This is a genomic window from Curtobacterium sp. Leaf154 (assembly GCF_001424595.1).
In the GTDB taxonomy this organism is placed as follows: Bacteria; Actinomycetota; Actinomycetes; order Actinomycetales; family Microbacteriaceae; genus Curtobacterium; species Curtobacterium poinsettiae.
In genome coordinates this window covers 105,924-127,263 of record NZ_LMOS01000008.1, presented here as the reverse complement: position 1 = coordinate 127,263, position 21,340 = coordinate 105,924, and the positions used below count along the sequence as shown (strand labels likewise).

The 21,340-nt window shown below is 68.7% G+C and carries 21 protein-coding genes; 7 read left to right on the top strand and 14 right to left on the bottom strand.

Annotated elements, in window-relative coordinates; translation table 11 throughout:
- Nucleotides 1-8: 8 nt before the first annotated feature.
- Genes ASF75_RS15680 through iolC form a run of 3 tightly spaced genes read right to left on the bottom strand, consistent with a single transcriptional unit; the run spans nt 9 to nt 3,524 of the window.
- Nucleotides 9-1,520, bottom strand: a complete 1,512-nt coding sequence (locus ASF75_RS15680; protein ID WP_017887106.1) for a CoA-acylating methylmalonate-semialdehyde dehydrogenase — start codon at nt 1,518-1,520, stop codon at nt 9-11.
- On the bottom strand, nt 1,517-2,506 hold the full coding sequence (locus ASF75_RS15675) for a class I fructose-bisphosphate aldolase (protein ID WP_017887107.1): 990 nt from the start codon (nt 2,504-2,506) through the stop codon (nt 1,517-1,519). The genes ASF75_RS15680 and ASF75_RS15675 overlap by 4 nt, the downstream gene beginning before the upstream one ends.
- Complete coding sequence (gene iolC / locus ASF75_RS15670; RefSeq protein ID WP_017887108.1) at nt 2,499-3,524, bottom strand: 5-dehydro-2-deoxygluconokinase; 1,026 nt, start codon at nt 3,522-3,524, stop codon at nt 2,499-2,501. Before iolC ends, ASF75_RS15675 begins: the two co-directional genes overlap by 8 nt.
- 190 nt (nt 3,525-3,714) lie before the next feature.
- Between iolC and ASF75_RS15665 the strand changes: the two genes are divergently transcribed.
- Together ASF75_RS15665 and ASF75_RS15660 are read left to right on the top strand one after the other, a co-directional pair.
- On the top strand, nt 3,715-4,977 hold the full coding sequence (locus ASF75_RS15665; RefSeq protein ID WP_056072877.1) for a DNA recombination protein RmuC: 1,263 nt from the start codon (nt 3,715-3,717) through the stop codon (nt 4,975-4,977).
- Nucleotides 4,978-5,000: 23 nt separating this feature from the next.
- On the top strand, nt 5,001-6,101 hold the full coding sequence (locus ASF75_RS15660) for a DUF1266 domain-containing protein (protein WP_056072874.1): 1,101 nt from the start codon (nt 5,001-5,003) through the stop codon (nt 6,099-6,101).
- 30 nt (nt 6,102-6,131) lie between these two features.
- On the opposite strand, the gene ASF75_RS18185 is transcribed toward ASF75_RS15660, so the two are convergent.
- From ASF75_RS18185 to glpX, 9 genes are all read right to left on the bottom strand, one after another.
- Complete coding sequence (locus ASF75_RS18185; protein WP_181440350.1) at nt 6,132-6,308, bottom strand: hypothetical protein; 177 nt, start codon at nt 6,306-6,308, stop codon at nt 6,132-6,134.
- A gap of 578 nt (nt 6,309-6,886) precedes the next feature.
- Nucleotides 6,887-7,648 (bottom strand): PoNe immunity protein domain-containing protein, encoded by a 762-nt coding sequence (locus ASF75_RS15650; protein ID WP_056072869.1) that lies wholly within the window; start codon nt 7,646-7,648, stop codon nt 6,887-6,889.
- On the bottom strand, nt 7,648-8,199 hold the full coding sequence (locus ASF75_RS15645) for an RNA 2'-phosphotransferase (protein ID WP_056072866.1): 552 nt from the start codon (nt 8,197-8,199) through the stop codon (nt 7,648-7,650). The genes ASF75_RS15650 and ASF75_RS15645 overlap by 1 nt, the downstream gene beginning before the upstream one ends.
- A gap of 3 nt (nt 8,200-8,202) precedes the next feature.
- Nucleotides 8,203-8,658, bottom strand: coding sequence for a hypothetical protein (locus tag ASF75_RS15640; RefSeq protein ID WP_082509795.1), 456 nt, complete (start codon nt 8,656-8,658; stop codon nt 8,203-8,205).
- Between the two features lie 320 nt (nt 8,659-8,978).
- Nucleotides 8,979-9,260, bottom strand: a complete 282-nt coding sequence (locus tag ASF75_RS17450) for a YrhB domain-containing protein (protein WP_082509794.1) — start codon at nt 9,258-9,260, stop codon at nt 8,979-8,981.
- Nucleotides 9,261-9,421: 161 nt separating this feature from the next.
- The gene (locus ASF75_RS15635; protein WP_082509793.1) at nt 9,422-10,180 is read right to left on the bottom strand and encodes a PoNe immunity protein domain-containing protein; all 759 of its coding nucleotides are present in this window, start codon (nt 10,178-10,180) and stop codon (nt 9,422-9,424) included.
- Between the two features lie 1,505 nt (nt 10,181-11,685).
- Nucleotides 11,686-12,021, bottom strand: a 336-nt coding sequence (locus ASF75_RS18180; protein ID WP_235517715.1) for a WXG100 family type VII secretion target, incomplete at its 3' end; no start/stop codon positions are given.
- 68 nt (nt 12,022-12,089) lie between these two features.
- Nucleotides 12,090-12,986 (bottom strand): hypothetical protein, encoded by an 897-nt coding sequence (locus ASF75_RS15625; RefSeq protein WP_056072859.1) that lies wholly within the window; start codon nt 12,984-12,986, stop codon nt 12,090-12,092.
- Nucleotides 12,987-13,069: 83 nt separating this feature from the next.
- Nucleotides 13,070-14,059 (bottom strand): class II fructose-bisphosphatase, encoded by a 990-nt coding sequence (glpX, locus tag ASF75_RS15620; protein ID WP_017886722.1) that lies wholly within the window; start codon nt 14,057-14,059, stop codon nt 13,070-13,072.
- Nucleotides 14,060-14,218: 159 nt separating this feature from the next.
- On the opposite strand from glpX, the gene fbaA reads away from it, so the two are divergent.
- Nucleotides 14,219-15,247: a class II fructose-bisphosphate aldolase gene (fbaA, locus tag ASF75_RS15615; protein WP_017886723.1), complete on the top strand. Its 1,029-nt coding sequence runs from the start codon at nt 14,219-14,221 to the stop codon at nt 15,245-15,247.
- Between the two features lie 173 nt (nt 15,248-15,420).
- Complete coding sequence (locus tag ASF75_RS15610; RefSeq protein WP_017886724.1) at nt 15,421-16,680, top strand: M18 family aminopeptidase; 1,260 nt, start codon at nt 15,421-15,423, stop codon at nt 16,678-16,680.
- Between the two features lie 546 nt (nt 16,681-17,226).
- On the opposite strand, the gene ASF75_RS15605 is transcribed toward ASF75_RS15610, so the two are convergent.
- Together ASF75_RS15605 and ASF75_RS15600 are read right to left on the bottom strand one after the other, a co-directional pair.
- Nucleotides 17,227-17,967, bottom strand: a complete 741-nt coding sequence (locus tag ASF75_RS15605) for a DUF6264 family protein (RefSeq protein WP_056072856.1) — start codon at nt 17,965-17,967, stop codon at nt 17,227-17,229.
- Nucleotides 17,964-19,028, bottom strand: coding sequence for a 4-hydroxy-3-methylbut-2-enyl diphosphate reductase (locus tag ASF75_RS15600; protein ID WP_056072853.1), 1,065 nt, complete (start codon nt 19,026-19,028; stop codon nt 17,964-17,966). Before ASF75_RS15600 ends, ASF75_RS15605 begins: the two co-directional genes overlap by 4 nt.
- A gap of 126 nt (nt 19,029-19,154) precedes the next feature.
- On the opposite strand from ASF75_RS15600, the gene xseA reads away from it, so the two are divergent.
- The 3 genes from xseA to ASF75_RS15585 all read left to right on the top strand — a co-directional run bounded on the left by xseA (nt 19,155) and on the right by ASF75_RS15585 (nt 21,339).
- Nucleotides 19,155-20,390 carry an exodeoxyribonuclease VII large subunit gene (gene xseA, locus ASF75_RS15595; protein WP_056072851.1) on the top strand — a complete coding sequence of 412 codons (1,236 nt, stop codon included), beginning with the start codon at nt 19,155-19,157 and terminating at the stop codon, nt 20,388-20,390.
- A 71-nt stretch (nt 20,391-20,461) separates the two neighbouring features.
- Nucleotides 20,462-20,707 (top strand): exodeoxyribonuclease VII small subunit, encoded by a 246-nt coding sequence (locus ASF75_RS15590; protein WP_017886728.1) that lies wholly within the window; start codon nt 20,462-20,464, stop codon nt 20,705-20,707.
- Entirely contained in the window at nt 20,704-21,339 is a 636-nt protein-coding gene (locus tag ASF75_RS15585) for a DUF4245 domain-containing protein (protein ID WP_056072848.1), read from the top strand. Before ASF75_RS15590 ends, ASF75_RS15585 begins: the two co-directional genes overlap by 4 nt.
- Nucleotide 21,340: the final 1 nt, after the last annotated feature.

The window sequence follows — 21,340 nt, the reverse complement described above, 5'->3', positions numbered from 1 at the left end:
GCTGCGGCTCAGTCGTTCGACGGGAAGCCGAGGTTGATGCCGCCGTGCGACGGGTCGAGCCACCGGCTCGTGATCGCCTTCTGGCGGGTGAAGAAGCTCACGCCGTCGGCCCCGTACGCCTTGTGGTCACCGAACAGCGAGTTCTTCCAGCCACCGAACGAGTAGTAGGCGACGGGCACCGGGATCGGGACGTTGATGCCGATCATGCCGACCTGCACGTCGCGCTGGAACCGTCGGGCCGCGCCGCCGTCGTTCGTGAAGATGGCGGTGCCGTTCCCGTACGCGCCGGAGTTGATGAGCTCGAGGCCCTCTTCGTAGGTGGCGACGCGCACGACGCTCAGCACCGGCCCGAAGATCTCCTCGGTGTAGACGCGGCTGGTGGTGGGCACCTGGTCGATCAGCGTCGGGCCCAGCCAGAAGCCGTTCTCGTCGCCGTCGGGTCGGACGGTGCGGCCGTCCACCACAACCACCGCACCGTCCTGCTCTGCGACCTCGATGTACGAGGCGACCTTGTCACGGTGCTGCTTCGTGACGAGCGGCCCCATGTCGCACCCGCGACGACCGTCGCCGATGCGCAGGGTGGCCGCGCGGTCCTTGATCTTCTGGATGAGCTCGTCGGCCACCGGCTCGACGGCGACGACGACCGAGATCGCCATGCAGCGTTCACCGGCCGAACCGAAGCCCGCGTTGATCGCGTTGTCGGCGACCAGGTCGAGGTCGGCGTCGGGCAGGACGAGCATGTGGTTCTTCGCGCCGCCGAGGGCCTGCACGCGCTTGCCGTGCTTCGTGCCGGTCTCGTAGACGTACTGCGCGATGGGCGTGGAGCCGACGAACGAGATCGACTCGACGTCGTCGCTGGTGAGCAGACCGTCGACGGACAGCTTGTCGCCGTTGAGCACGTTGAAGACGCCGTCGGGCAGCCCGGCCTCCTTGAACTTCTCGGCGAGCCAGATGGCGGCCGACGGGTCCTTCTCGCTCGGCTTCAGCACGACGGTGTTGCCAGCGGCGATCGCGATCGGCAGGAACCAGAGCGGCACCATCGCGGGGAAGTTGAAGGGGCTGATGATGCCCACGACGCCGAGCGGCTGGCGGATCGAGTAGACGTCGATGCCGGTCGAGACCTGGTCGGAGAACTCGCCCTTCATCAGGCTCGGGATGTTGGTGGCGAGCTCCACGACCTCTTGCCCACGGGCGATCTCCCCCATGGCGTCGTCGATGACCTTGCCGTGCTCGCTCGTGATGATCTCGGCCAGCTCGGCCTTGTCGCGGTTCAGGATCTCGCGGAACGAGAACAGGATCGCCTGGCGCTTGGCCAGCGACAGGTTGCTCCAGCCGGGGAACGCCGCCTTGGCGCTGCCGATGGCCGCCTGGATCTCGGACTCGTCGGCCAGCGCGACCTGCTTGGTCGCGACGCCCAGCGCCGGGTCGTACACCGGTGCCGTCCGCCCCGACGAGGACGGGACGCGAGCCCCGTCGATCCAGTGCCCGACGGTGGTGGTGGTCGTGTCGGTGAGCGTCATGCGTTGGTTCCTTCCGAGATGGACGAGTCCATGGTGGTGGCGCCCGCGAGCCGAGCGGCTGGGTCGTGGGCATCTGTGGAGAACCCGGCCCGGGCCTCCTGGCTGTGGACGAGACCGGCGGCGACGTCCACGGCGGCGGCGACGTCGCCGTCCGAGGGGTAGAGCAGGGTGCGTCCGACGACCAGGCCGCGGACGCCGGGCAGGGCCAGGGCGTCAGCCCACTTGGCGTACGTCTCCAGCGGGCGCGAAGCCGGGTCGCCGCCGAGCAGCAGCGTCGGCAGCGTCGTCGCGGCCATCACGCGCTCCATGTCGTCGACGACGGGGATCTTGAGCCAGCTGTAGGCGCTGGACTCGCCGAGGCCGGCAGCGATCGCCATCGAGGTGATCACGGCATCGGCCGACAGGTCGTTGACGACCCGGCCGTCCCGCCACTCGGACATGAACGGCTCGAGCATGATCGGCAGCTGGAGTGCCGCGGCCTCGCTGACGGCGCGGGCCGTGGCCTCGAGCGTCGGCGCGGTGCCCGAGTCCTCCAGCGCGATGCGCACCAGGAGCTTGGCGAAGTCGAGCCCGGAGTCCTTGATGGCCTGCGCCGAGTACGCGGTGTACCGGTCGTCCATCTCGAACGTGGCGCCGCGGAGTCCGCCGCGGTTCATCGACCCGACGACGACCTTGCCGTCGAGGGCGCCGAGCAGTGCGAGGTCCTCGAGGATGTCGGGGGTGCCGAGCACGCCGTCGACCCCAGGACGACCGAGGGCCGTGACGAGCCGCTCGAGCAGGTCGTAGCGGTCCGCCATCGCGGACTCGTCGTCGCGCACCGCCAGCGCACCGCGGGCGGGGTGGTCGGCGGCGACGATGAAGAGCTTGCCGTCGTCGGCGAGCAGGGAGCGCTTGCGGCGGGCATCGAGCGTGGCACGCACCAGGTCCGGCTGCCCGGCACGGATGTCGCGGAGGCGCTGGAAGTCAGCGGGGCTGAGCTCAGGCATGGGTCTTCTCCTCGGTGTGCGTCTCACCCGTGTGGTTCGTGCCCTCGGCCGGGTTGTCGGTCAGGAACTGCTCGATCTCGTCGCTCGTCGGCATCGCCGTCGAGCACTCGAACCGCGTCGCGACGATCGCGCCGGCTGCGTTGCAGAACGCCAGGATCCGTTCGAGGCTCCAGCCCTGCAGCAGGCCGTGGGTCAGCGCGCCGCCGAAACCGTCGCCCGAGCCGAGCCCGTTCACGACGTCGATGTGGTGCGGACGGAACTCGACGAACTCGTCGCGGGTCTTCGCGAGCACGCCCTTCGGTCCCTGCTTGACGATCGCGATCTCGACACCGCGGTCGAGCAGGGCGTCGGCGGCACGGACCGGGTCGGTCTCGCCGACCGCGACCTCGCACTCCTCGCGGTTGCCGACGGCGACGGTGGCGTGCTCGAGGGCGATCGCGACCTCGCGCGTCGCGGCCTCGGGGCTCGACCAGAACATCGACCGGTAGTCCAGGTCCAAGACGGTGTGGGTCTTCGTGCTGTTCTGCGCGGCGGACCGGGCTTCGTACGCCACGTGGTGCGCCTGTCGGCTCGGCTCCTCGCTGAGGCCGGTCACCGTGGTCCAGAAGATCTTCGCGCGCTCGATCTCGTGCAGCGGCAGGGACTTCGCCGTGATCATCAGGTCCGGCGCCTTCGGGGCCCGGTAGAAGTAGAGCGGGAAGTCGTCGGGCGGGAAGATCTCGCAGAAGGCGACGGGGGTGTTCAGCCCCTCCACCGTCTCGACGAAGGCGTTCGCGACGCCGAACTCGGGCAACGTGCGGGCGATGTACCGGCCGAAGGGGTCGTTGCCCGTCCGGGTGATGACCGCGGCGTCCGCGCCGTGGCGAGCAGCGGCGATGGCGACGTTCGTGGCGCTGCCGCCGACGGACTTCGAGAAGGTCGAGACGTCCTCGAGCGGGCCGGTCTGCTGCGGGTAGATGTCGACGCTGACGCGTCCCATCGTGATCACGTCGTAGGCGTGGGGAGCTTGGTTCGTCATGCGACGCGGTGGACCTTCCGTGCGGCTTCATCGGCGGACGATCACGACTGTACACCTTGTTTGCCCTAATGTCATGACATGGATTCCACTGTCCGCCACGCTGGTCCCGTGGCGGCAGTCAGGCCGGGTCTGCGAGGCGCGTCGGTGTGCCGGGAGGCGCGGTGTCGGTGGGTTCTGCCAGGGTCGCGACATGCAGATCCTCGCCCTGGTCATCGGTCTCGTGATCGGCATCGCCGTCGGTACGGTCGTCGCCTGGTCGCTCGCCCGCTCGCGCGCGGGCATCGACGCCGCGTCGGCCCGCGCGACGGCCGAGGCGCTCCGCGGCCAGCTCGAGGCGGCCCGACGCGACGCCGAGGAACGCCTCGATGCCCAGGACACGCAGTACCGCCGCCAGGTCGACTCGCTCGAACGGCGCTCCGCCGAACTCGAGCACCTGGTGCAGCGCATGCACGGCGTCGACGCGGCGCGCAACCAGAACGAGTCCAAGGTGCTCTCCGCGCTCAGCCCCGTGGCGCAGACGCTCGACGTGATGCGCACGAAGATCGCCGAGCTCGAGCAGTCGCGGAGCGAGCAGTACGGCGCGCTGTCGGCGCAGCTCCGGTCGGCCGCCGAGTCGGAAGAGCGCCTGCGCGCCACCGCCGACACCCTGGCCAGCGCCCTGTCGTCGAACAGCACGCGCGGCGTCTGGGGCGAGACGCAGCTGCGCAACGTGGTCGAGGCCGCCGGGCTGCTCGAACGCGTCGACTTCGACGTGCAGTCCTCCGTCACCACCGCCGTCGGCTCCGCCCGCCCGGACATGGTCGTGCACCTGCCCGGCGGCAAGACCATCGCCGTCGACGCCAAGGTGCCGTTCAGCGCATACCTGCAGGCCGCCGAGATCCCGGCGACCGCCACCGGTGCCGAGGCAGCCCGACGCGACCAGCTCATCGCCCAGCACGTCAAGGCGCTCCGAGCGCACGTCGACGCCCTTGCCGCACGGGAGTACTGGACCGGCTACGACGCCTCCCCCGAGCTCACCGTCGCCTTCATCCCGTCCGAGTCGCTCATCTCGAGCGCCCTCGCCGCCGACCCCGGCCTGCTCGACCACGCCTTCCGCAAGCGCATCGCCCTCGCTTCACCCGTGACCCTGTGGTCCGTGCTCAAGACCGTGGCGTTCTCGTGGCAGCAGGACGTCGTCTCGCAAGAGGCGCACGAGCTCTTCAAGGTCTCTCGCGAGCTCTACGGCCGGCTGTCCACGATGGCCGGGCACGTCGACAAGCTCGGCCGCTCGATCCGGGGCTCCGTCGTCGACTACAACCGGTTCGTCGGGTCCCTCGAGCGCCAGGTGCTGCCGAGCGCTCGTCGGCTGTCGTTGCTCGACGAGTCGAAGGTCATCGCCGACCCGTCCCCGATCGAGGACGAGCCTCGGCTGCTCACGGCGCCGGAGCTCGTCGGCGCCGGCGACGAGGACTGAGCCGCTCGCTACGATCGATCGTCATGGGGGAAGCACTGCAGAACCATCCCGGCGACCGCGAGTTCCCGGTCCGTCCACGCTGGCGACACCGGGCGATGGTCGCCAAGGCGCGGAAGCAGACCGGGCGACGACGGGACCGCGCCGCAGCGTGGATCACCATGTCGATCGCTATCGTGGCGTTCTTCGTCGCCCTCGTCGCCGCCACAGCCGGTCCGTACGACGTCCGGGCGCACTTCGGGTACGGCATCCAGGCGGTGTGGCGCTGCTTCCTGATCGCCGTCGTCGTGTGGTTCGTGCTGACCTTCATCACCTCGCTCCGTGACATCGGGCTGCCGGTGCGGGAACAGCGGCGGTACCGGGAGCGCACCGGCGCCAGCGAGCTGCCCGTCCGCCGACTGCAGCAGCTGGCCCTCGCCTCGTTCGGCGACTTCCACGACGGATGGTGGCCGGCGTCGCTCGCCCCGTACGGTTCGCGGGTGGAGCTCGGCGGCGAGTACCTGCAGGACACCACGTCGTCGCCCTTCGTGACCATCCCCCTGCCCCCGCTGACGTTCCTGCGCCGCGAACTCGACGGGACCTACAAGATCGCCAGCGGGCGGGACGCACAGGCCTTCGCCGTCGACCTGCTCGGTCCGAAGAGCGTGTCGTGGCAGTTCCTTGCGTTGAGCCGATCCGCCGAGGGTGAGACCCGGCTCACCCGGCTGTCCTCACTGCTCGGCACCGACCCGTGGGCAGGGTCGAGCCTGCTCGAACGCCGAGCGGACCACCCGCCGAAGCTGCTCTGGTCGATGGACGTCAAGAACGCGGTCACCGCCGTCAGAGGTGCGTACGCCGCCGGGCTCCTGAACGAGGACGATGCCTGGTCGTCGATCGACCTGGTCTCCGATGTCGCCTTCACCCTGTTCGACTCGTGGGACGACTACTTCGACAACCTGCGGGCCGCGTACGCCCTGGTCTACGACGAGCTCAAGACGGTGCAGGAGTTCGATGCTGGGCGGCGTGAGCTCTTCGCCTCGAACTGGCCGATCACGCGGCTGCCGTGGCCGGCGTCGCCGGGGGTGCTGCTGCCCCGGACCGTCAGCGACCCGCTGTGGGCGGACGAGGACGACGCGTCGGTCTCCTGACCACGACAGGATCACCCTCGGGGCGACGGCTCATGCGTCGGAGTACCCGGGGAGCGCGCGGACGGCCTCGGCGTTGCGGTCCCACTCCGCTGCGATCCGCCCGATCGGCCACGCGTCAGACCCGCCGAACAGCCACATGGTCCCCAGGATCACCATGTCCGATGCGAAGGCGGCGAGGTGCCCCGAAACCGGCATGAACTCGTCCATCTCCCGTTCCTCGGCGGACCGGTCGATGTGGTGCCGAAGCGCCTTCCCTTGCATCAACGGCTCTCTCACCGTCCATCCGGCAGTCCGTGCCGCAACCGATGGTGGGTCGGAGTCGCGAGCGGCTGCGAATGCCACCGCCGCGTAGGCACCACGCTGCCTCGTCCATTGGGTGTGGGACACACCCTCGTCAGGGACGCGCAGCGCGCGTGCCGCCGTGCTCACACGGGGAGCGTCCCCGTAGACCGCGATCAACACCGATCCCCAGATCAGCGCAGCCCCGCCCGGAACCGTGACGAACGACTTCACCCGGGCCGCCTTCTCGAAGGCGTTCCGGACCTGCTTCGGAACGTCCATCGAGGACGGATCGAGCGCTGTGCGGAGCACTTCGACGTCGATCACCGTGAACCACCTTCGTTCGTGTAGCGACCAGGGGCCTTCGCAACGACAGGGCGCTGCTCGACCGCCAGTTGACCGCCTTCACCGAGAGTCTCGCTGGGAGGAGCGCACGCGATTGCCCCGTCGACACTCGTTCCTATCGTTGCCTCACCTGGGCTGGCCGACCAAAGATCTGTCGAACTTCACAAGAGGTCTGCTGGGAGGAAGGGCGACACAACGTCGTCGAGGTGCGCATCGATGGCACTGGCCACCGCAGGCAGTTCCATCGCCCAGTACCCGATGAAACCTTGACCGTACGAGTCACCGGGTCTGACCCGTTCCAGGGACCCCATCCAGCTCATCGACTTCATACGCGTTGGCCAGTCCGTCAGATAGGTCTGGATCATGCGGTCCGCTTCTTCGGGCCGTTGAAGAACCGCCAGCAGAGGCCGCGCAACCCTGGGCGTCGAAGCCGCGGGGGATCCGCTGGGGAGGGCCAGCCGGTGTGCAGAAGCAAGAGCCGAGAACAACGGATCCGCGCCCTGCCTGATCACGGACTCGAGTATCGTCCGCGCGCTGTCGTCCCGACCACAGCCCGTCGTGATCCCGAGAAGTTGCAAGATGCTGATGTAGTACTCGTTCCCGTCGCTGAGGCGGGGCGAAGGACCGGCATCGGAGAGCGCGGAGGTGACCCAAGCACGGTACGAGGCCGCGACGGACTCGGCTACATCGCCGATCTCATCGACGCTGACACCTGCGGAGTACTGCACGACCAGATGCTTGAGGCCCATGTGCCATTCGCCGCGCAACGCCCTCAGTCGCTTCTCCGCATCCGTTGCTCGGTGCACCGCTGCCCTGCGCCCCTCCCAGTTGGTTGAGGTGACTTGGATGGCACTCCGCCAGTAGCGACCGTTGAACTCGCTCGCCCGCTGGCGCAGCCCAGCATTCCGTCGGAACAGCGGCATCAGGATCGGGAGGTTTCCGCCGAGATGTACTGAGCGGGAACGAACAAGGCCAGGGTCACCCGGTCGTGCCCCTCCGAGAACTCCACGCCCTCCAGGTGGGCGCGAGCTGCATCGATTCGCAACAGGACGGGAGCGGTGGACTTGCGCCGCCCAGCCTGCAGAGCCAGCTCGCGATCGGTCGTCAGATGCGCGTACTGGCGCCCCATCGGCAAGAGCCCGTCGCGCAGGATCGACTCAGCCGCAGCGGGGGAAGTTGCGTGCCAGAGCACCGGCTGCGGAACGATCAATTGCTTCACGATGCGCTCGTCGATCGAGTGCCCGTACTGGGCACGGATCCGGGCGCCTTCGACGGCGAAGCGCTGCTTGTCGGATTCGACCACCACACGGTGAACATCGTCCTCGGACGCTGCCACGCCCGCCCGCTGCAAGGCGTCCACGAGGTCTGCGAGCGGGACGCTCCCGTCGGCGTCGAGCTCCAGCCCGTACGCACCCGGTTCGTGCCGCAACGCGTGCGACATCGCCTTGCTGATCGACTTGTCCGTACGAGGCATGTCTCAGTCCTCTTCCTGCTCCGCGAGCCACGCTGCTCGATGCTCCTCCATCTCCTCCCACCAGACGTCGAACGACGTCCACTGACCCCGGTACTCCGTCCCAGGCGAAGCAAACGTATGGATGATCAGCACGGGAGGGTCGCCCGAATGGTCGCCACCGTCAAAGCAGAACACATCGTCTGTGTCCTGGTGCTTTGCGAAGGGTACGAGGGAACGGGTCGGATACTGCTTCCCAACGATGTCAACCCAGTCCGTTGTCTGGTTCTCGTACTCAGACGTCCACATGAAGGGATCGATGTCGGGAAGCGGGTGTTGTGCAAGGGCACGTTGAAAGCGCTCGGGGTACTGGAATCCCTCGGGCGCGATCAAGCGCGCCTCGACTTGCCGTTCCTCGACGGTTGTTAGTCGATGTTCCCTCACTGTGGTCCTCCGGGGAGCCTCGGGGGTCGTGACACCCATCTGGATTCACTTTCGACCAATTCGCGCCTTGCAACTTTATCCGAACCTCAGCGCCCCCAACGTTTCGGGCTCGGCATGGCCACGCTTCGTGAAGCGTTGATGAGGTTCGCGTGCTCGGCCCCTGCACCGGAGAATCAGTGTGAGATTTGGCAGATCGTCGGATCAATTCAGATTGGCGCTTGATCAGTTCCTGCCTTGCCCTGCTACCCGACCAACGATCAACGGAATCCCGAGCAATCGCAAAGAGTTCGAGCTAGAAACGCTACGGGTACAACCCTCGACCGCCACCTCGTTCTTCTACGCTCGAGCCAGAAGTGGCTTCACCGAGACCGACTGATGACCCGCTGACCCCGTTGCTCTATTTGTGATTCGACCGAGGTATTCGCTTGAAGAGTGAAACATGCACCGCCGTCTTTTGGTGCAACAAACGGGCCATTTCCAGCCAGGCTAAACAATGGATTTTGCGTCTCGTAATACTTTCGACTATTGTACAGAACGATCCACCAATCGTCGGTCTCGATCCATCCCCTATCCCAAATAAGTTCTTCGTCAGTGCGCACTTCCTTCGCAAATTCGTCCTGAGCATCCTTCAGAGTTCGCATGTAACATCACCGTGTCTCGAGTAGGAAGAGTTGATCGAAGTCACCCCTGTCCCGCGGATGGACCGGATGCGCGCAGCGCCTGCTTCCACGATGGCCGCCCGGTACATCTCTGAATCAGCCGCGGCCCCTCCCCGAGGTCCTCGCTCGAGAAAGTAGGCAACTCATCTGTCCCGTTGGACGTCGACGAGATCGACTGGGTAGTACGGCGACGACCGTAGCGCCGAATCGTCAAGCCCCCGCGCCACCACGAGCCCCGCGGCCTCCCACGCCCAGTACCCAAAGTACGCTTCGAACCGGTCTCCCTGCACTGCCTGCAGTGCCGGCGCCCACCAGATGAACGAGATGTTCTTCTGCCACGCTTGCACATACCTGTTCAACGCAGAAACGGCACGATCGTACGGAGCACTCGCTGCCGTAGCAAGGTTTTGGAACGGTCGCTTGTGCCACACGGTGTCCCGCACCGGATCAACCCCCAGCAGCACCCCGAGCACTGGATCAGCACCGCCAGCAGCAGCAACAATCCCGATCAACCGATCCATCAACTCCGGAGCGACACCGATGCACCGCGCTATCGACGACAGCCACAACGCGTTGTAGTACGTCGACTTGTTGTCGAACTCCAATGGATCCAATGGGAATCCCGCATCCGGCACCGCCGCGTAGCGGTTCCAGGTCTCCCAGACAGTGACGGCCGAATCGACGTCCGCCGCGAGCTCGAGCACGGGCGCTCCGGCTGAATAGCGCGCTCCCAGCAGGAACAGCACATTCTCCAAGTTCGCCGTGGTCCGCATGATGCCAGCCCTGACGTCATCCGACCGGAAAGTATGGCTGAACGGACGAAACTTCTCGATATCCCGCTCGAGGACTCTGAACGCGTCGTCCCAGTAGGCAGCATTCACTCGGTCATCACGTGGAGTCATGATGTTCAGCGTAGACGTGCCGCTGCGTCGAGTAGCTGAGGAAGGCACGTACCGTCCGGACTGATCTTGACAACCACGCGCTCAAGCGTACCGTCGATCAACGAGTTCACAACAGCAGAAGAGTGTTCGGACTGTGTGCCGACTCGGAGTCGCGAACCGGGCTGTCCAGGAAGTATCCCGTTAAGCCACGTGTCCGACATTTGTCGGCCATGATTCTTCGTGCTTCCGAGTAGGTCCACTCCACTCTTGCCCGCGTTGGACGAGAATTTGGACTCAACAACGAAATACTGCCCAGTTTCTGGGTGATGAAATACATGGTCGATACCGTTTTTGAACACGCTCTTCGGCCTTGTGACATCTACAAAACCATGAGACTCGAAGAAGGCTTTGGTCTGCGCTTCTCCGAACTCAGCTTTTGTCTTGTTCGAGCTCAAGCGAGAGATCGACCTTCCGGTGGGGTTAGCCGCATCTGTCAGCTTCCGGAGCGGGTTGAGAGCCGAGCTACTCACGTCGCTGAGACCGGAGAGTGGCCGCTGGACCCTCGTGAGGAGCGCACGCGCCGATCGGCTCGCCATACTGAACGGGCCGGTCGAACGGCCGACGACCGCCACGCCTTTCATGCTGATCGACCCGACGCGTGCGATCTGCGTGGCGATTCGGGTGCTCTTCAAGAGCGTGCCGACCGCGCCGCCTGCGGGGACGCAGTCGAGCAGGGAGAACGCGAGGTCCCACCCGTCGGCTTCGCCCTTGCTCATCTTGTACAACGTGTCCGCCAACACCACGAGCGCGATCGCCGCGATGACCAACGTCCACGGCCCCGGGATGATCATCGCGATGATCCCACCCACCGCCACGACGACCTTCGCCACCGACACGATGGTCTCCCACGCCTCGGACCCGAAGATCTTGTCCCACGCGGACTGCTTCCCGAGCCCCGCGTCAGCAGCTTCACCGATCTTCGTCGCGGTCCGCTGCTCCGCGTCCTGCCAATCACCCTTCGCATCCGCCACGAGCCGCTTCGCCGCATCGATCCGCGACTGCGCCGCCGAGATGTCCCCCTGCGCCGACGACACCGACCCCTGCGCGACGGCATCGATCCGCGACTGCGCCGCCGAGATGTCCCCCTGCGCCGACGACACCGACCCCTGCGCGACGGAAGCGTTGTCGGACGCTGCCCGCAACTGCGCCGGCGAGGGAACATCCACCCCGTCCGGCACGTCGGAACCCGCCGGGTACTCGTCCGCGACCTTCGACAGGTCCTTCGACGCGGACTCGTAGTGCGACAACGTCGACTGCGCATCCGCCAACCGGTCCTGCGCCGCGGCGAGGTCCCCGGTGGCGTCCTTCGCGTCCGCCAACGCACCATCAGCCCGGTACTGGGTGTCATCGACCGTGTCAGCCCACCCCGACAACGCCGTCGCGGCGAGTTCGTACGAATCGACGAGCTTGGTCAGGTCCGACGGGGTGTCCTCGATCGCGTCGACGAACACGTCCGCGGCTTCACNGTCATCGACCGTGTCAGCCCACCCCGACAACGCCGTCGCGGCGAGTTCGTACGAATCGACGAGCTTGGTCAGGTCCGACGGGGTGTCCTCGATCGCGTCGACGAACACATCAGCAGCCTCACCCTCCCAGTCGGTCAGCCACCCGGAGCCCTTCACCGACTTCAGCCGCGTCGAGGCGTCATCGGCCGCGTCGGAGATGCGCTGGTACTCCCGCGCCATCATCCGCAACGTCGACGGATCCCCCTTGACCGGGTCATCACCCTGATCGACAACGTCCCACCCCGACGGTCGCCCCATCATTCCTCCCCAGGTCCGGTCTCTCGCGCCGTTGTCCACAAGCACGCGAGTGTGACCATATCAGGGGGCAGCGACCGGGACGAGTGCCACCGACCGGGGTCGACCCGTCAGAGGGCCGCGCGGACCGACTCGAGATCCGGGAACCCGCGGAGCCGGTAGCGCGTCGGGCGGACCTGGAGTTCCTCGATCCATCCGGACGCCAGCTCACGCAGCCGACCGAACGGCACGGGCTGCGTCTGTCCGTCGAGGGTCACGAGCACGATCGTGTCGACCGCGGCGACGACGGTCTCGACGTCCTCGGTCCACGACGAGTACGAGAAGGCCGGGTCGTCCTCGGCGAGCCGGGCGACCGAGACCGCACCGACGTGGACGTCCTCGCCCCGCCGGTCGAACGACTCCTGCAGGGCGTCCTGCTGCAGGTTGGCGGCGGTCGCGGTCCAGAGCGCGCGGATCGTCCGGAGCTCGCCGTCGAGCGACGGGTGCTCGAACCGGACCCACCCGTCACCGCGCAGCACCATGGGCGGTCCGCTCAGGACCTCGCCCTCGTCGTCGGCCAGGATCTGCTGGGCGACACCGGCCGCGACCTGGAGCCCGTCCTCGTCCTGGTCGCCGGTGACGATGAACGTCGTCGGCGCAACCGGGAAGACCACTGCGCTGCCGCGGAACTCGATGCCCTGGAACGCCTGCGGTGCGAGCACGAGCACCACGGCGAGGTCGGGGTCCTGGATGACGATCGTGCCGGGCTGGATCACCGCGACGTCGCCTCCGGCCTGCTCCTGTGCGGCGGCGACGGCTGCGCGCAGGACGTCGTCGTCCGCCCAGCCCATCTCGGCAAGGGCCGGCGCGGTGAGGATCGCGCCGTCCTCGTCCGCCAGGATCACGCCGAGGTCGGGTGCCACCGGCACGACGTGCGGCAGCCGGTCGGCCGTGCCGTCCGCCTCCGCGTGCAGGGTGCGGATGCCCGCGGTGTCCAGTCCGACGATCCGTGCCGTTGTCGCAGTCATGCGTCGAGCCTACGCAAGGCCTCGCACAACGGGGCGCCGCCGGAAGACCGGCGACGCCCCGAAGCGGCGGACGATCGTCCGGCCTAGAACCACTTCTCCGCACGGTGGTCCGCCTGGATGCGGCGGATCGTGTTCGAGCGCGAGCGGAGCACGAGCGAGTCGGTGTGGATGACGCCGCGCGAACGACGGACACCGTCGACCAGGACGCCGTCGGTGACGCCGGTGGCGACGAAGAACGTGTTGTCGCCGGTGACCAGGTCGTCCTGGTCGAGGACCTTGTCCAGGTCGTGGCCGGCGGCGATGGCGCGCTCGCGCTCCTCGTCGTCCTTCGGCTGGAGCTTGCCGAGGATCACGCCGCCGAGCGCCTTGATCGCGCACGCCGTGATGATGCCCTCGGGGGTGCCGCCGACACCGACGCACATGTCGATGGTCGAGCCCGGCAGCGCGGCGGCGATGCCACCGGCGACGTCACCGTCGAGCAGCAGTCGCGTGCCGGCACCGGTCGCGCGGATGGCGCGGATCAGCTCGTCGTGGCGCGGGCGGTCGAGCACGGCGACGACCATGTCCTCGAGGTCCTTGCCCTTGGCCTTCGCCAGCGCGCGGATGTTGTCACCGATCGGCTTCTCGAGGTCCAGGACACCGCGGCCCTCGGGGCCGGCGGCGATCTTGTCCATGTAGAAGACGGCGGAGGGGTCGTACATCGAGCCGCGGTCCGAGACGGCCATGACGGAGATGGCGTTCTGGCGGCCTGCGGCGGTGAGCGAGGTGCCGTCGATCGGGTCGACCGCGATGTCGCAGGCCGGGCCGTGACCGTTGCCGACGTGCTCGCCGTTGTAGAGCATCGGGGCGTTGTCCTTCTCGCCCTCGCCGATGACGACGACACCGTCGAAGTTCACGGTGCCGAGGAACTTGCGCATCGCGTCGACCGCGGCGCCGTCGGCGAGATTCTTCTCGCCACGCCCGACCCACGGCTGCGCACGGATCGCGGCGGCCTCCGTCGCACGCACGAGCTCGAGCGCGAGGTTGCGGTCGGGCTGGAGGAACAGGGAGCCGGTCTCAGTCGTGGGAGTCACGACCCGAGCCTACCGACCGGCGGCCGGCCGACGGTCCGGACACCGGGCCCGTGCACGCATGTGCACGCCGGACGTGAGCCGACCGCGTAACCCGGACCGCGCCTCCAGAGCTTCTGACTACGATCGGCGGGGACATCACCGAAGTCGAAGGAGATCCACGTGCCCATCGCAACGCCGGAACAGTACGCCGAGATGATCGAACGCGCGAAGGCGGGCAAGTTCGCGTACCCCGCGGTCAACGTCTCCTCCTCGCAGACCATCAACGCGGTCCTCCAGGGCCTGCAGGAAGCCGGTTCCGACGGCATCCTCCAGGTCACGACGGGCGGTGCCGACTACTTCGCCGGCCACACCATCAAGAACCGCGCAGCGGGTGCCCTCGCGATGGCGAAGTTCGCCCACGAGGTCGCCAAGAACTACGACATCACGGTCGCGCTCCACACCGACCACTGCCCGAAGGACGCCCTCGACGGCTTCGTCCTGCCGCTCATCGCGGCGAGCGAGGAAGAGGTCCGGCAGGGTCGCAACCCGATCTTCCAGTCGCACATGTGGGACGGTTCGGCCGTGCCGCTCGACGAGAACATCGAGATCGCGAAGACCATGATCGAGAAGACGCGGAACATCAACGCGATCCTCGAGGTCGAGATCGGCGTCGTCGGCGGCGAAGAGGACGGCGTCCAGCACGAGGGCACGAACGACGCGCTCTACACCACACCGAACGACGTCGAGAAGGTCGTCGACGCGCTCGGTCTGGGCGACAAGGGCCGCTGGATCGCGGCGCTCACCTTCGGCAACGTGCACGGCGTCTACAAGCCGGGCAACGTCAAGCTCCGTCCCGAGCTCCTCGGCGAGATCCAGGCGTCCGTCGCGGCGAAGCACGGCACCGGCGAGAACCCCCTCGACCTCGTCTTCCACGGCGGCTCCGGCTCGACCGACGACGAGATCCACGAGGCCGTCCGCAACGGCGTCATCAAGATGAACATCGACACGGACACGCAGTACGCGTTCACCCGCTCGATCGCGGACTCGATGTTCCGCAACTACGAGGGCGTGCTGAAGATCGACGGCGAGGTCGGGAACAAGAAGCAGTACGACCCCCGCGCCTGGGGCAAGGTCGCCGAGACCGCCATGGCGGCTCGCGTCGTCGAGGCCGCGAAGGTCCTCGGCTCGGCCGGTCACGCCAAGGGCTGAGCAGGTCCGTCCCGTCCGACCCGTCGCGAGACGCCGTCGTGTCCGCGAAACACCGCGGATTCCGGCGGCGTCTCGCGTTTCCGGGGGCGTCTTGCGATGACGCCGGCGTCTCGACGGACGGCCTGGAGGCACGGCTCGCCTCCGCCACGCTCGTCACGTGCCACGATGGTCGGGTGACCGTCGACGCCATCGCCTCCGAGTTCGCCCAGTTCGTCACCGAGTCGCCGACCGCGTTCCACGCGGCTGCGGCGACCCGTGACCGTCTCGTCGCTGCCGGGTTCACCGAGCTGTCCGAGCTCGACGCCTGGCCGACCGAACCCGGTGCGTACGTGGTGGTCCGCGACGGCGCCGTCATCGCGTGGCGTCTGCCCGACGGTGCCGACCCGACGACGCCGTTCCGGATCCTCGGCGCCCACACCGACTCCCCCGGCTTCCGCATCAAGCCGAACCCCGGCGTCCGCACCGGGGGCTGGGAGCAGCTGGGCGTGGAGGTCTACGGCGGCGCACTCCTGTCCACCTGGTTCGACCGCGACCTCCGGATCGCCGGCCGGGTCGTCGACGCCGACGGCAGCGTGCGGCTCGTCAGCACCGATGCCGTCGCCCGGATCCCCAACCTGGCGATCCACCTGGACCGTGGGGTGAACGACGGCAAGGAGATCGACCGCCAGCGCCACACCCTGCCGATCGTCGGGGTCGACGGCGACGCCGGTGGGACCTCTGTCGTGGAGTGGCTGCTCGCCCGGCTCGGCGAGGGTGCCGTGTCGTGGGACCTGTTCCTCGCGGACACCCAGGCGCCGGCCCGGATCGGCATCGAGCGGGAGTTCCTGGCGTCCGGCCGGATGGACAACCTGACGAGCGTGCACGCCGGACTCCGGGGCATCGTCGACGCTCCCACCGACGGTGACCACATCCCGGTGTTCGCGGCGTTCGACCACGAGGAGATCGGGTCGTCGACGCCGTCCGGTGCCGGGGGTCCGTTCCTCGAGGACGTTCTCGGCCGTGTGCAGGAGGGCCTCGGCGCCACCCGCTCCGAAGCTGCCCGGGCGTTCCGTGCATCGTGGCTGCTGTCGAGCGACGCCGGGCACCTGGTGCACCCGAACCAGCCGGAGAAGCACGACCCGACGAACCGTCCGCGTCCCGGAGCCGGTCCGCTGCTGAAGATCAGCGCGAACCAGCGCTACATGACCGAGGCGAAGGGCGAAGCCGTCTGGGCCGCCGCGTGCGAGACCGCCGGTGTGCCGTGGCAGCCGTTCGTCAACGTGAACACGATCCCCGGCGGCTCGACGATCGGCCCGATCGCGGCGACCCGACTCGGGATCCCGACGATCGACATCGGCGTCGGGCTGCTGTCGATGCACTCGATCCGGGAGCTCGTGCATGTCGACGACCTGGCCGCCCTGCACGGCGCGGTCGCGGCCTTCCTGGCCGGCTGACCTCCGGGCGGCGGCGTCGGCGGGCCGGGGTGGTCGCGACTCCCCGCGCTCGTGTCGCCGAGTGGTCACGAAGTGTCGGCCGCGCCGATGCCGGACGACACTTCCTGACCACTCGACGGCGGGACCGCGCCCGCGGTCGAGTGGTCACGACTCCCCGCGCGCGCAAGGCCGAGTGGTCACGAAGTGTCGGTTGCGCTGATGCCGGACGACACTTCCTGGCCACTCGACGGCGGGCCCGCGGCGTGTTGCGACCGCTCGACCGCAGGTGCTGGGTGTGTCGGTGAGGCTGACGACGATCGCCGGAAGGGCACCGGCACCGCGACTGGCCGACGGACCAGCCGCCGAATGGTCACGACTCCCCGCGCGCGCAAGGCCGAGGGGTCATGAAGTGTCGGTCGCGCCGATGCCGGACGACACTTTGCGACCACTCGACGGCGGGAACGCGGCACGTTGCGACCACTCGACGGCCGAGGGCGGGCGCGGCGAGCAGCCCGGCGGTCAGGCGGTCAGGCGGTCAGGCGGTCAGGCGGTCAGGCGGTCAGGCGGTCAGGCGCCGGACTGTCGCAGCATGAAGTCGACGAAGGCCTGGTCCTGCAGGACCACGACGACGAACGCGATCGTGCTGATGGCCGTGGCGACGACCGCGCCGACCAGCGGCACCCAGAACGTCCGCTTCCGTGCCCGGAGCCGGCGGATGGACCACCAGGCGACCAGAGCGAAGACGACCACGTTGGTGATCGCGGCGATGACGGCAGCCGTGCTCAGGGCACTCGGGTCGTTCAGTGCCGTGTACTGGGTCTCGAGGGTGCGCCGCACGGTGGAGGCGACGTCACCGACCGACAGGGACTGCACCACGGAGACGAGTCCGAATGCCAGGAGCCCGACGGTGAGCACGAAATCGGCCGGCGTGCGACCGAACCGGCTCCGTGGCATCGTCCGCTGCACCCCGGCAGGGGCCGCACCGGAGCGAGCGTCCGGACGAGCGTGGTCGGTGCGGACGCTGTCGCGCGGAGCAGCGTCGCGCCCGCCGACGGCCTTGGCCTGGTCCTGTCGCTCGCGGTCCTGCCGCTCCTGCCGCTCCTGCTCGACGAGGACCGGGTTCACCCAGCCTTCGGGCGCGTACTCGCCGTAGCCCGGGGCGGGACGGCCCTGGGGCCGACCGTTCGCGGGACCGGCAGGCGACGTCGGGGACGCTCCCCGGGCCTCCTGGCCGGAACCGACACCGGCGTCGCCGTGGTCCGCCGGGTGGCGGCGCGGCACCGAGGACCAGCCGTCCGCGCCGCTCATGCCCGACGCCCGCCGAGCGCGCGCGTCGGGTTGCCCGATGCGTCGGTGCGGAGCTCCTTGGGGAGCGAGAACATCAGGTCTTCGTGTGCGGTGACGACTTCTTCGACGGCGGCGTAGCCGGCGTCGGCGAGCTGTTCGAGCACCTCGGTCACGAGTTCTTCCGGCACGGACGCACCGCTCGTCACGCCGACCGTCTCGACGCCGTCGAGCCAGTCCTGCTGGATCTCTTCCGCGTAGTCGACGCGGTGCGCGGCGCGGGCACCGTGCTCGAGCGCGACCTCGACCAGGCGGACGCTGTTCGACGAGTTCGCCGAGCCGACCACGATCACCAGGTCGGCACCGGGCGCGACCTTCTTGATCGCGACCTGGCGGTTCTGCGTGGCGTAGCAGATGTCGTCCGACGGGGGGTCCTGGATGGCCGGGAACTTCTCGCGCAGCAGCCGCACGGTCTCCATCGTCTCGTCGACGCTGAGCGTGGTCTGCGACAGCCAGACGAGGTTGTCCGGGTCCGGCACCGAGAGCGCCGCGACGTCGGCGGGGCCGCTCACCAGGATCGTGCGGTCTGGGGCGTGTCCCATGGTGCCCTCGACCTCTTCGTGGCCGGCGTGCCCGATCAGGATGATGGTGCGCTCGGCCTTCGCGAACCGTGTGGCTTCGCGGTGGACCTTGGTGACGAGGGGGCAGGTGGCGTCGATGGCGTGCAGGTCGCGCACTTCGGCACCCGCGACGACGGCCGGCGACACACCGTGCGCGCTGAAGACCACGTGCGAGCCGCGGGGGACCTCGGCGACGTCGTCGACGAAGACGGCGCCGCGCTGCTCGAGCGTCGAGACCACGTGCACGTTGTGGACGATCTGCTTGCGGACGTAGACGGGCTCGCCGTACTGCTCCAACGCCTTCTCGACGGCGACGACCGCGCGGTCGACCCCGGCGCAGTAGCCACGGGGCGCGGCGAGCAGCACCTTCTTGGGGCCGGCGACCGGCTCGTCACGCAGTCGGCCCCGTGCCGCGTGCACACGCGGTGGGGCGAGCGGGACCGTGTGGCCGTTGGTGATCGTCACGTCCCCGATGATAGGTGAGCGGCACGCACGCGACCTGGGCGCGCGGGGTGCCTGTGGACAACATGACGTCCGTCCCCTGTCACCGGTCTCGGGCACGATGGACGTCCCAGCAGGACGAGGAGCGACATGGCGATCGAACAGGGCCCGCCGACGGCCGACAACCCGTGGCCGGTGGCGCTCCTCGGCGCGAAGCTCCGCGACTGGATCGACCGGCTCGGCACCGCCTGGGTCGAGGGCGAGATCACGCAGTGGAACGTCGCCGGCGGCAACGTGTACGGCAAGCTCAAGGACGTCGAGGTCGACGCCACCGTGTCGTTCTCCATCTGGTCGAGTGTGCGTTCCCGGGTGCCGGCGGACATCAAGCAGGGCGACCGGGTCGTCGCGGCACTCAAGCCGAACTACTGGGTCAAGGGCGGCTCGCTGACCATGCAGGTCGTCGAGATGAAGCACGTCGGGCTCGGTGACCTGCTCGAACGCCTCGAGCGCCTCCGCCGCACCCTCGCCGAGGAAGGCCTGTTCGACCCGGCTCGCAAGCAGCGTCTGCCGTTCCTGCCGCACCGCATCGGCCTGGTCACCGGCAAGGACTCCGACGCCGAGAAGGACGTCAAGCGGAACGCGCAGCTGCGGTGGCCCCAGGTGGAGTTCCGCACCGTGCACACCGCGGTGCAGGGCGAACGGACCGTCGCCGAGGTCACCGCGGCGATCCTCGAGCTCGACGCCGACCCCGAGGTCGACGTCATCATCATCGCCCGTGGCGGCGGCGACTTCCAGAACCTGCTCGGCTTCAGCGACGAAGGACTCGTCCGTGCGGCGGCGGCGTCGTCGACCCCGATCGTCTCGGCGATCGGGCACGAGGCCGACCGCCCGATCCTCGACGAGGTCGCCGACCTGCGCGCCTCCACCCCCACGGACGCCGCCAAGCGGGTCGTGCCCGACGTCGCCGAGGAGCTCGCCAACGTGCGGGCCGCCCGCGCCAGGCTCGGGCTGCGGCTCTCGCACACGCTGTCGGTCGAGGCCGACCGGCTCGCCGCGCTGCGGTCGCGGCCGGCCCTGGCGTCGACCGCGTGGCTCGTCGACACCCGTGCGGAAGAGGTCGCGCGCGACCTGTCCCGCGCCCGCGAACTGCTCGACCGCCGACTCGAGCGCGGACACTCCGAGGTCGGGCACCTGACCGCTCGCCTCCGGGCGCTCTCGCCCCGCGACACCCTGCGCCGCGGGTACGCCATCGTGCAGCGGGCTGACGGGGGTGTCGTCCGGGGCACCGACGACCTGTCCGGAGCGACGCCGGTGCACGTCACGCTCGGTGCCGGCACGGCCACGGGCACGCTCGAACCGGACGGCCCCGGCCCGGACGGCTCCTGAGCACGACGGGTGTTCTCCACAGCCTGGGTCCGGGCGGCGGATCGTCGGTGGACGCTCGGTAGGATCGTCCCGTGCCATCCCAGCAGGAACCCGAGCAGACCGACGTCCAGTCGCTGAGCTACGAAGCGGCCCGCGACGAACTCGTGCGCGTCGTGAGCGAGCTCGAACAGGGCTCCGCGACCCTCGAACGTTCACTGGCGCTGTGGGAGCGGGGCGAAGCCCTCGCCGCCCGGTGCGAAGAGTGGCTCGTCGGTGCCCGCGCGCGACTCGACGCGGCCCGTGCCGCCAGCGATGCCCAGGACGGCTCCGGCCGATGACCGACCCGAACGGCCGTCCGATCGTCGCCGAGCTCGGTCGCCCCGAGACGGCAGAGGAGACCTGGGCGCGGAAGGACGCCGCCCGGACCGCCCGCCGGCAGCACCAGACCGCGTTCAACCTGGTCATCGCGCTCATCGCCTCGCTCGGCATCGTGCTGTTCCTGGTCGCCGTCGTCGTCCGGCCCGACACCACCGTGGACCGCACCGTCGACTACCAGCAGATTGCGGCCAAGGCCCAGGTCGACGACGTCACCCTGGTGGCGCCCCCGCTGCCCGACGGCTACAGCGCCAACCGAGCGGACTTCGCGAACAAGACCACCGACGGTGTGGACGTCTGGACCGTCGGCTTCGTGACCCCGGACAAGCAGTACCTCGGTCTGCAGCAGGGCATCGACGCCAACGCCTCGTGGGTGTCGAACCAGCTCGACCAGCGTCCGTCCACCGGTGACCGCACCATCGGCGACACGGAGTGGACCGTCTACGACCGCCGCGCCGAGGGCACCGACGCCGGCAACCACGCGTACTCGCTCGTCTCGACGTTCGGCAAGGACACGATCGTGCTCTCCGGTACCGCCGACGACAAGGCCTTCCGGACCGTGGCCACCGCCGTCTCCCGACAACTGACCGAGTAGA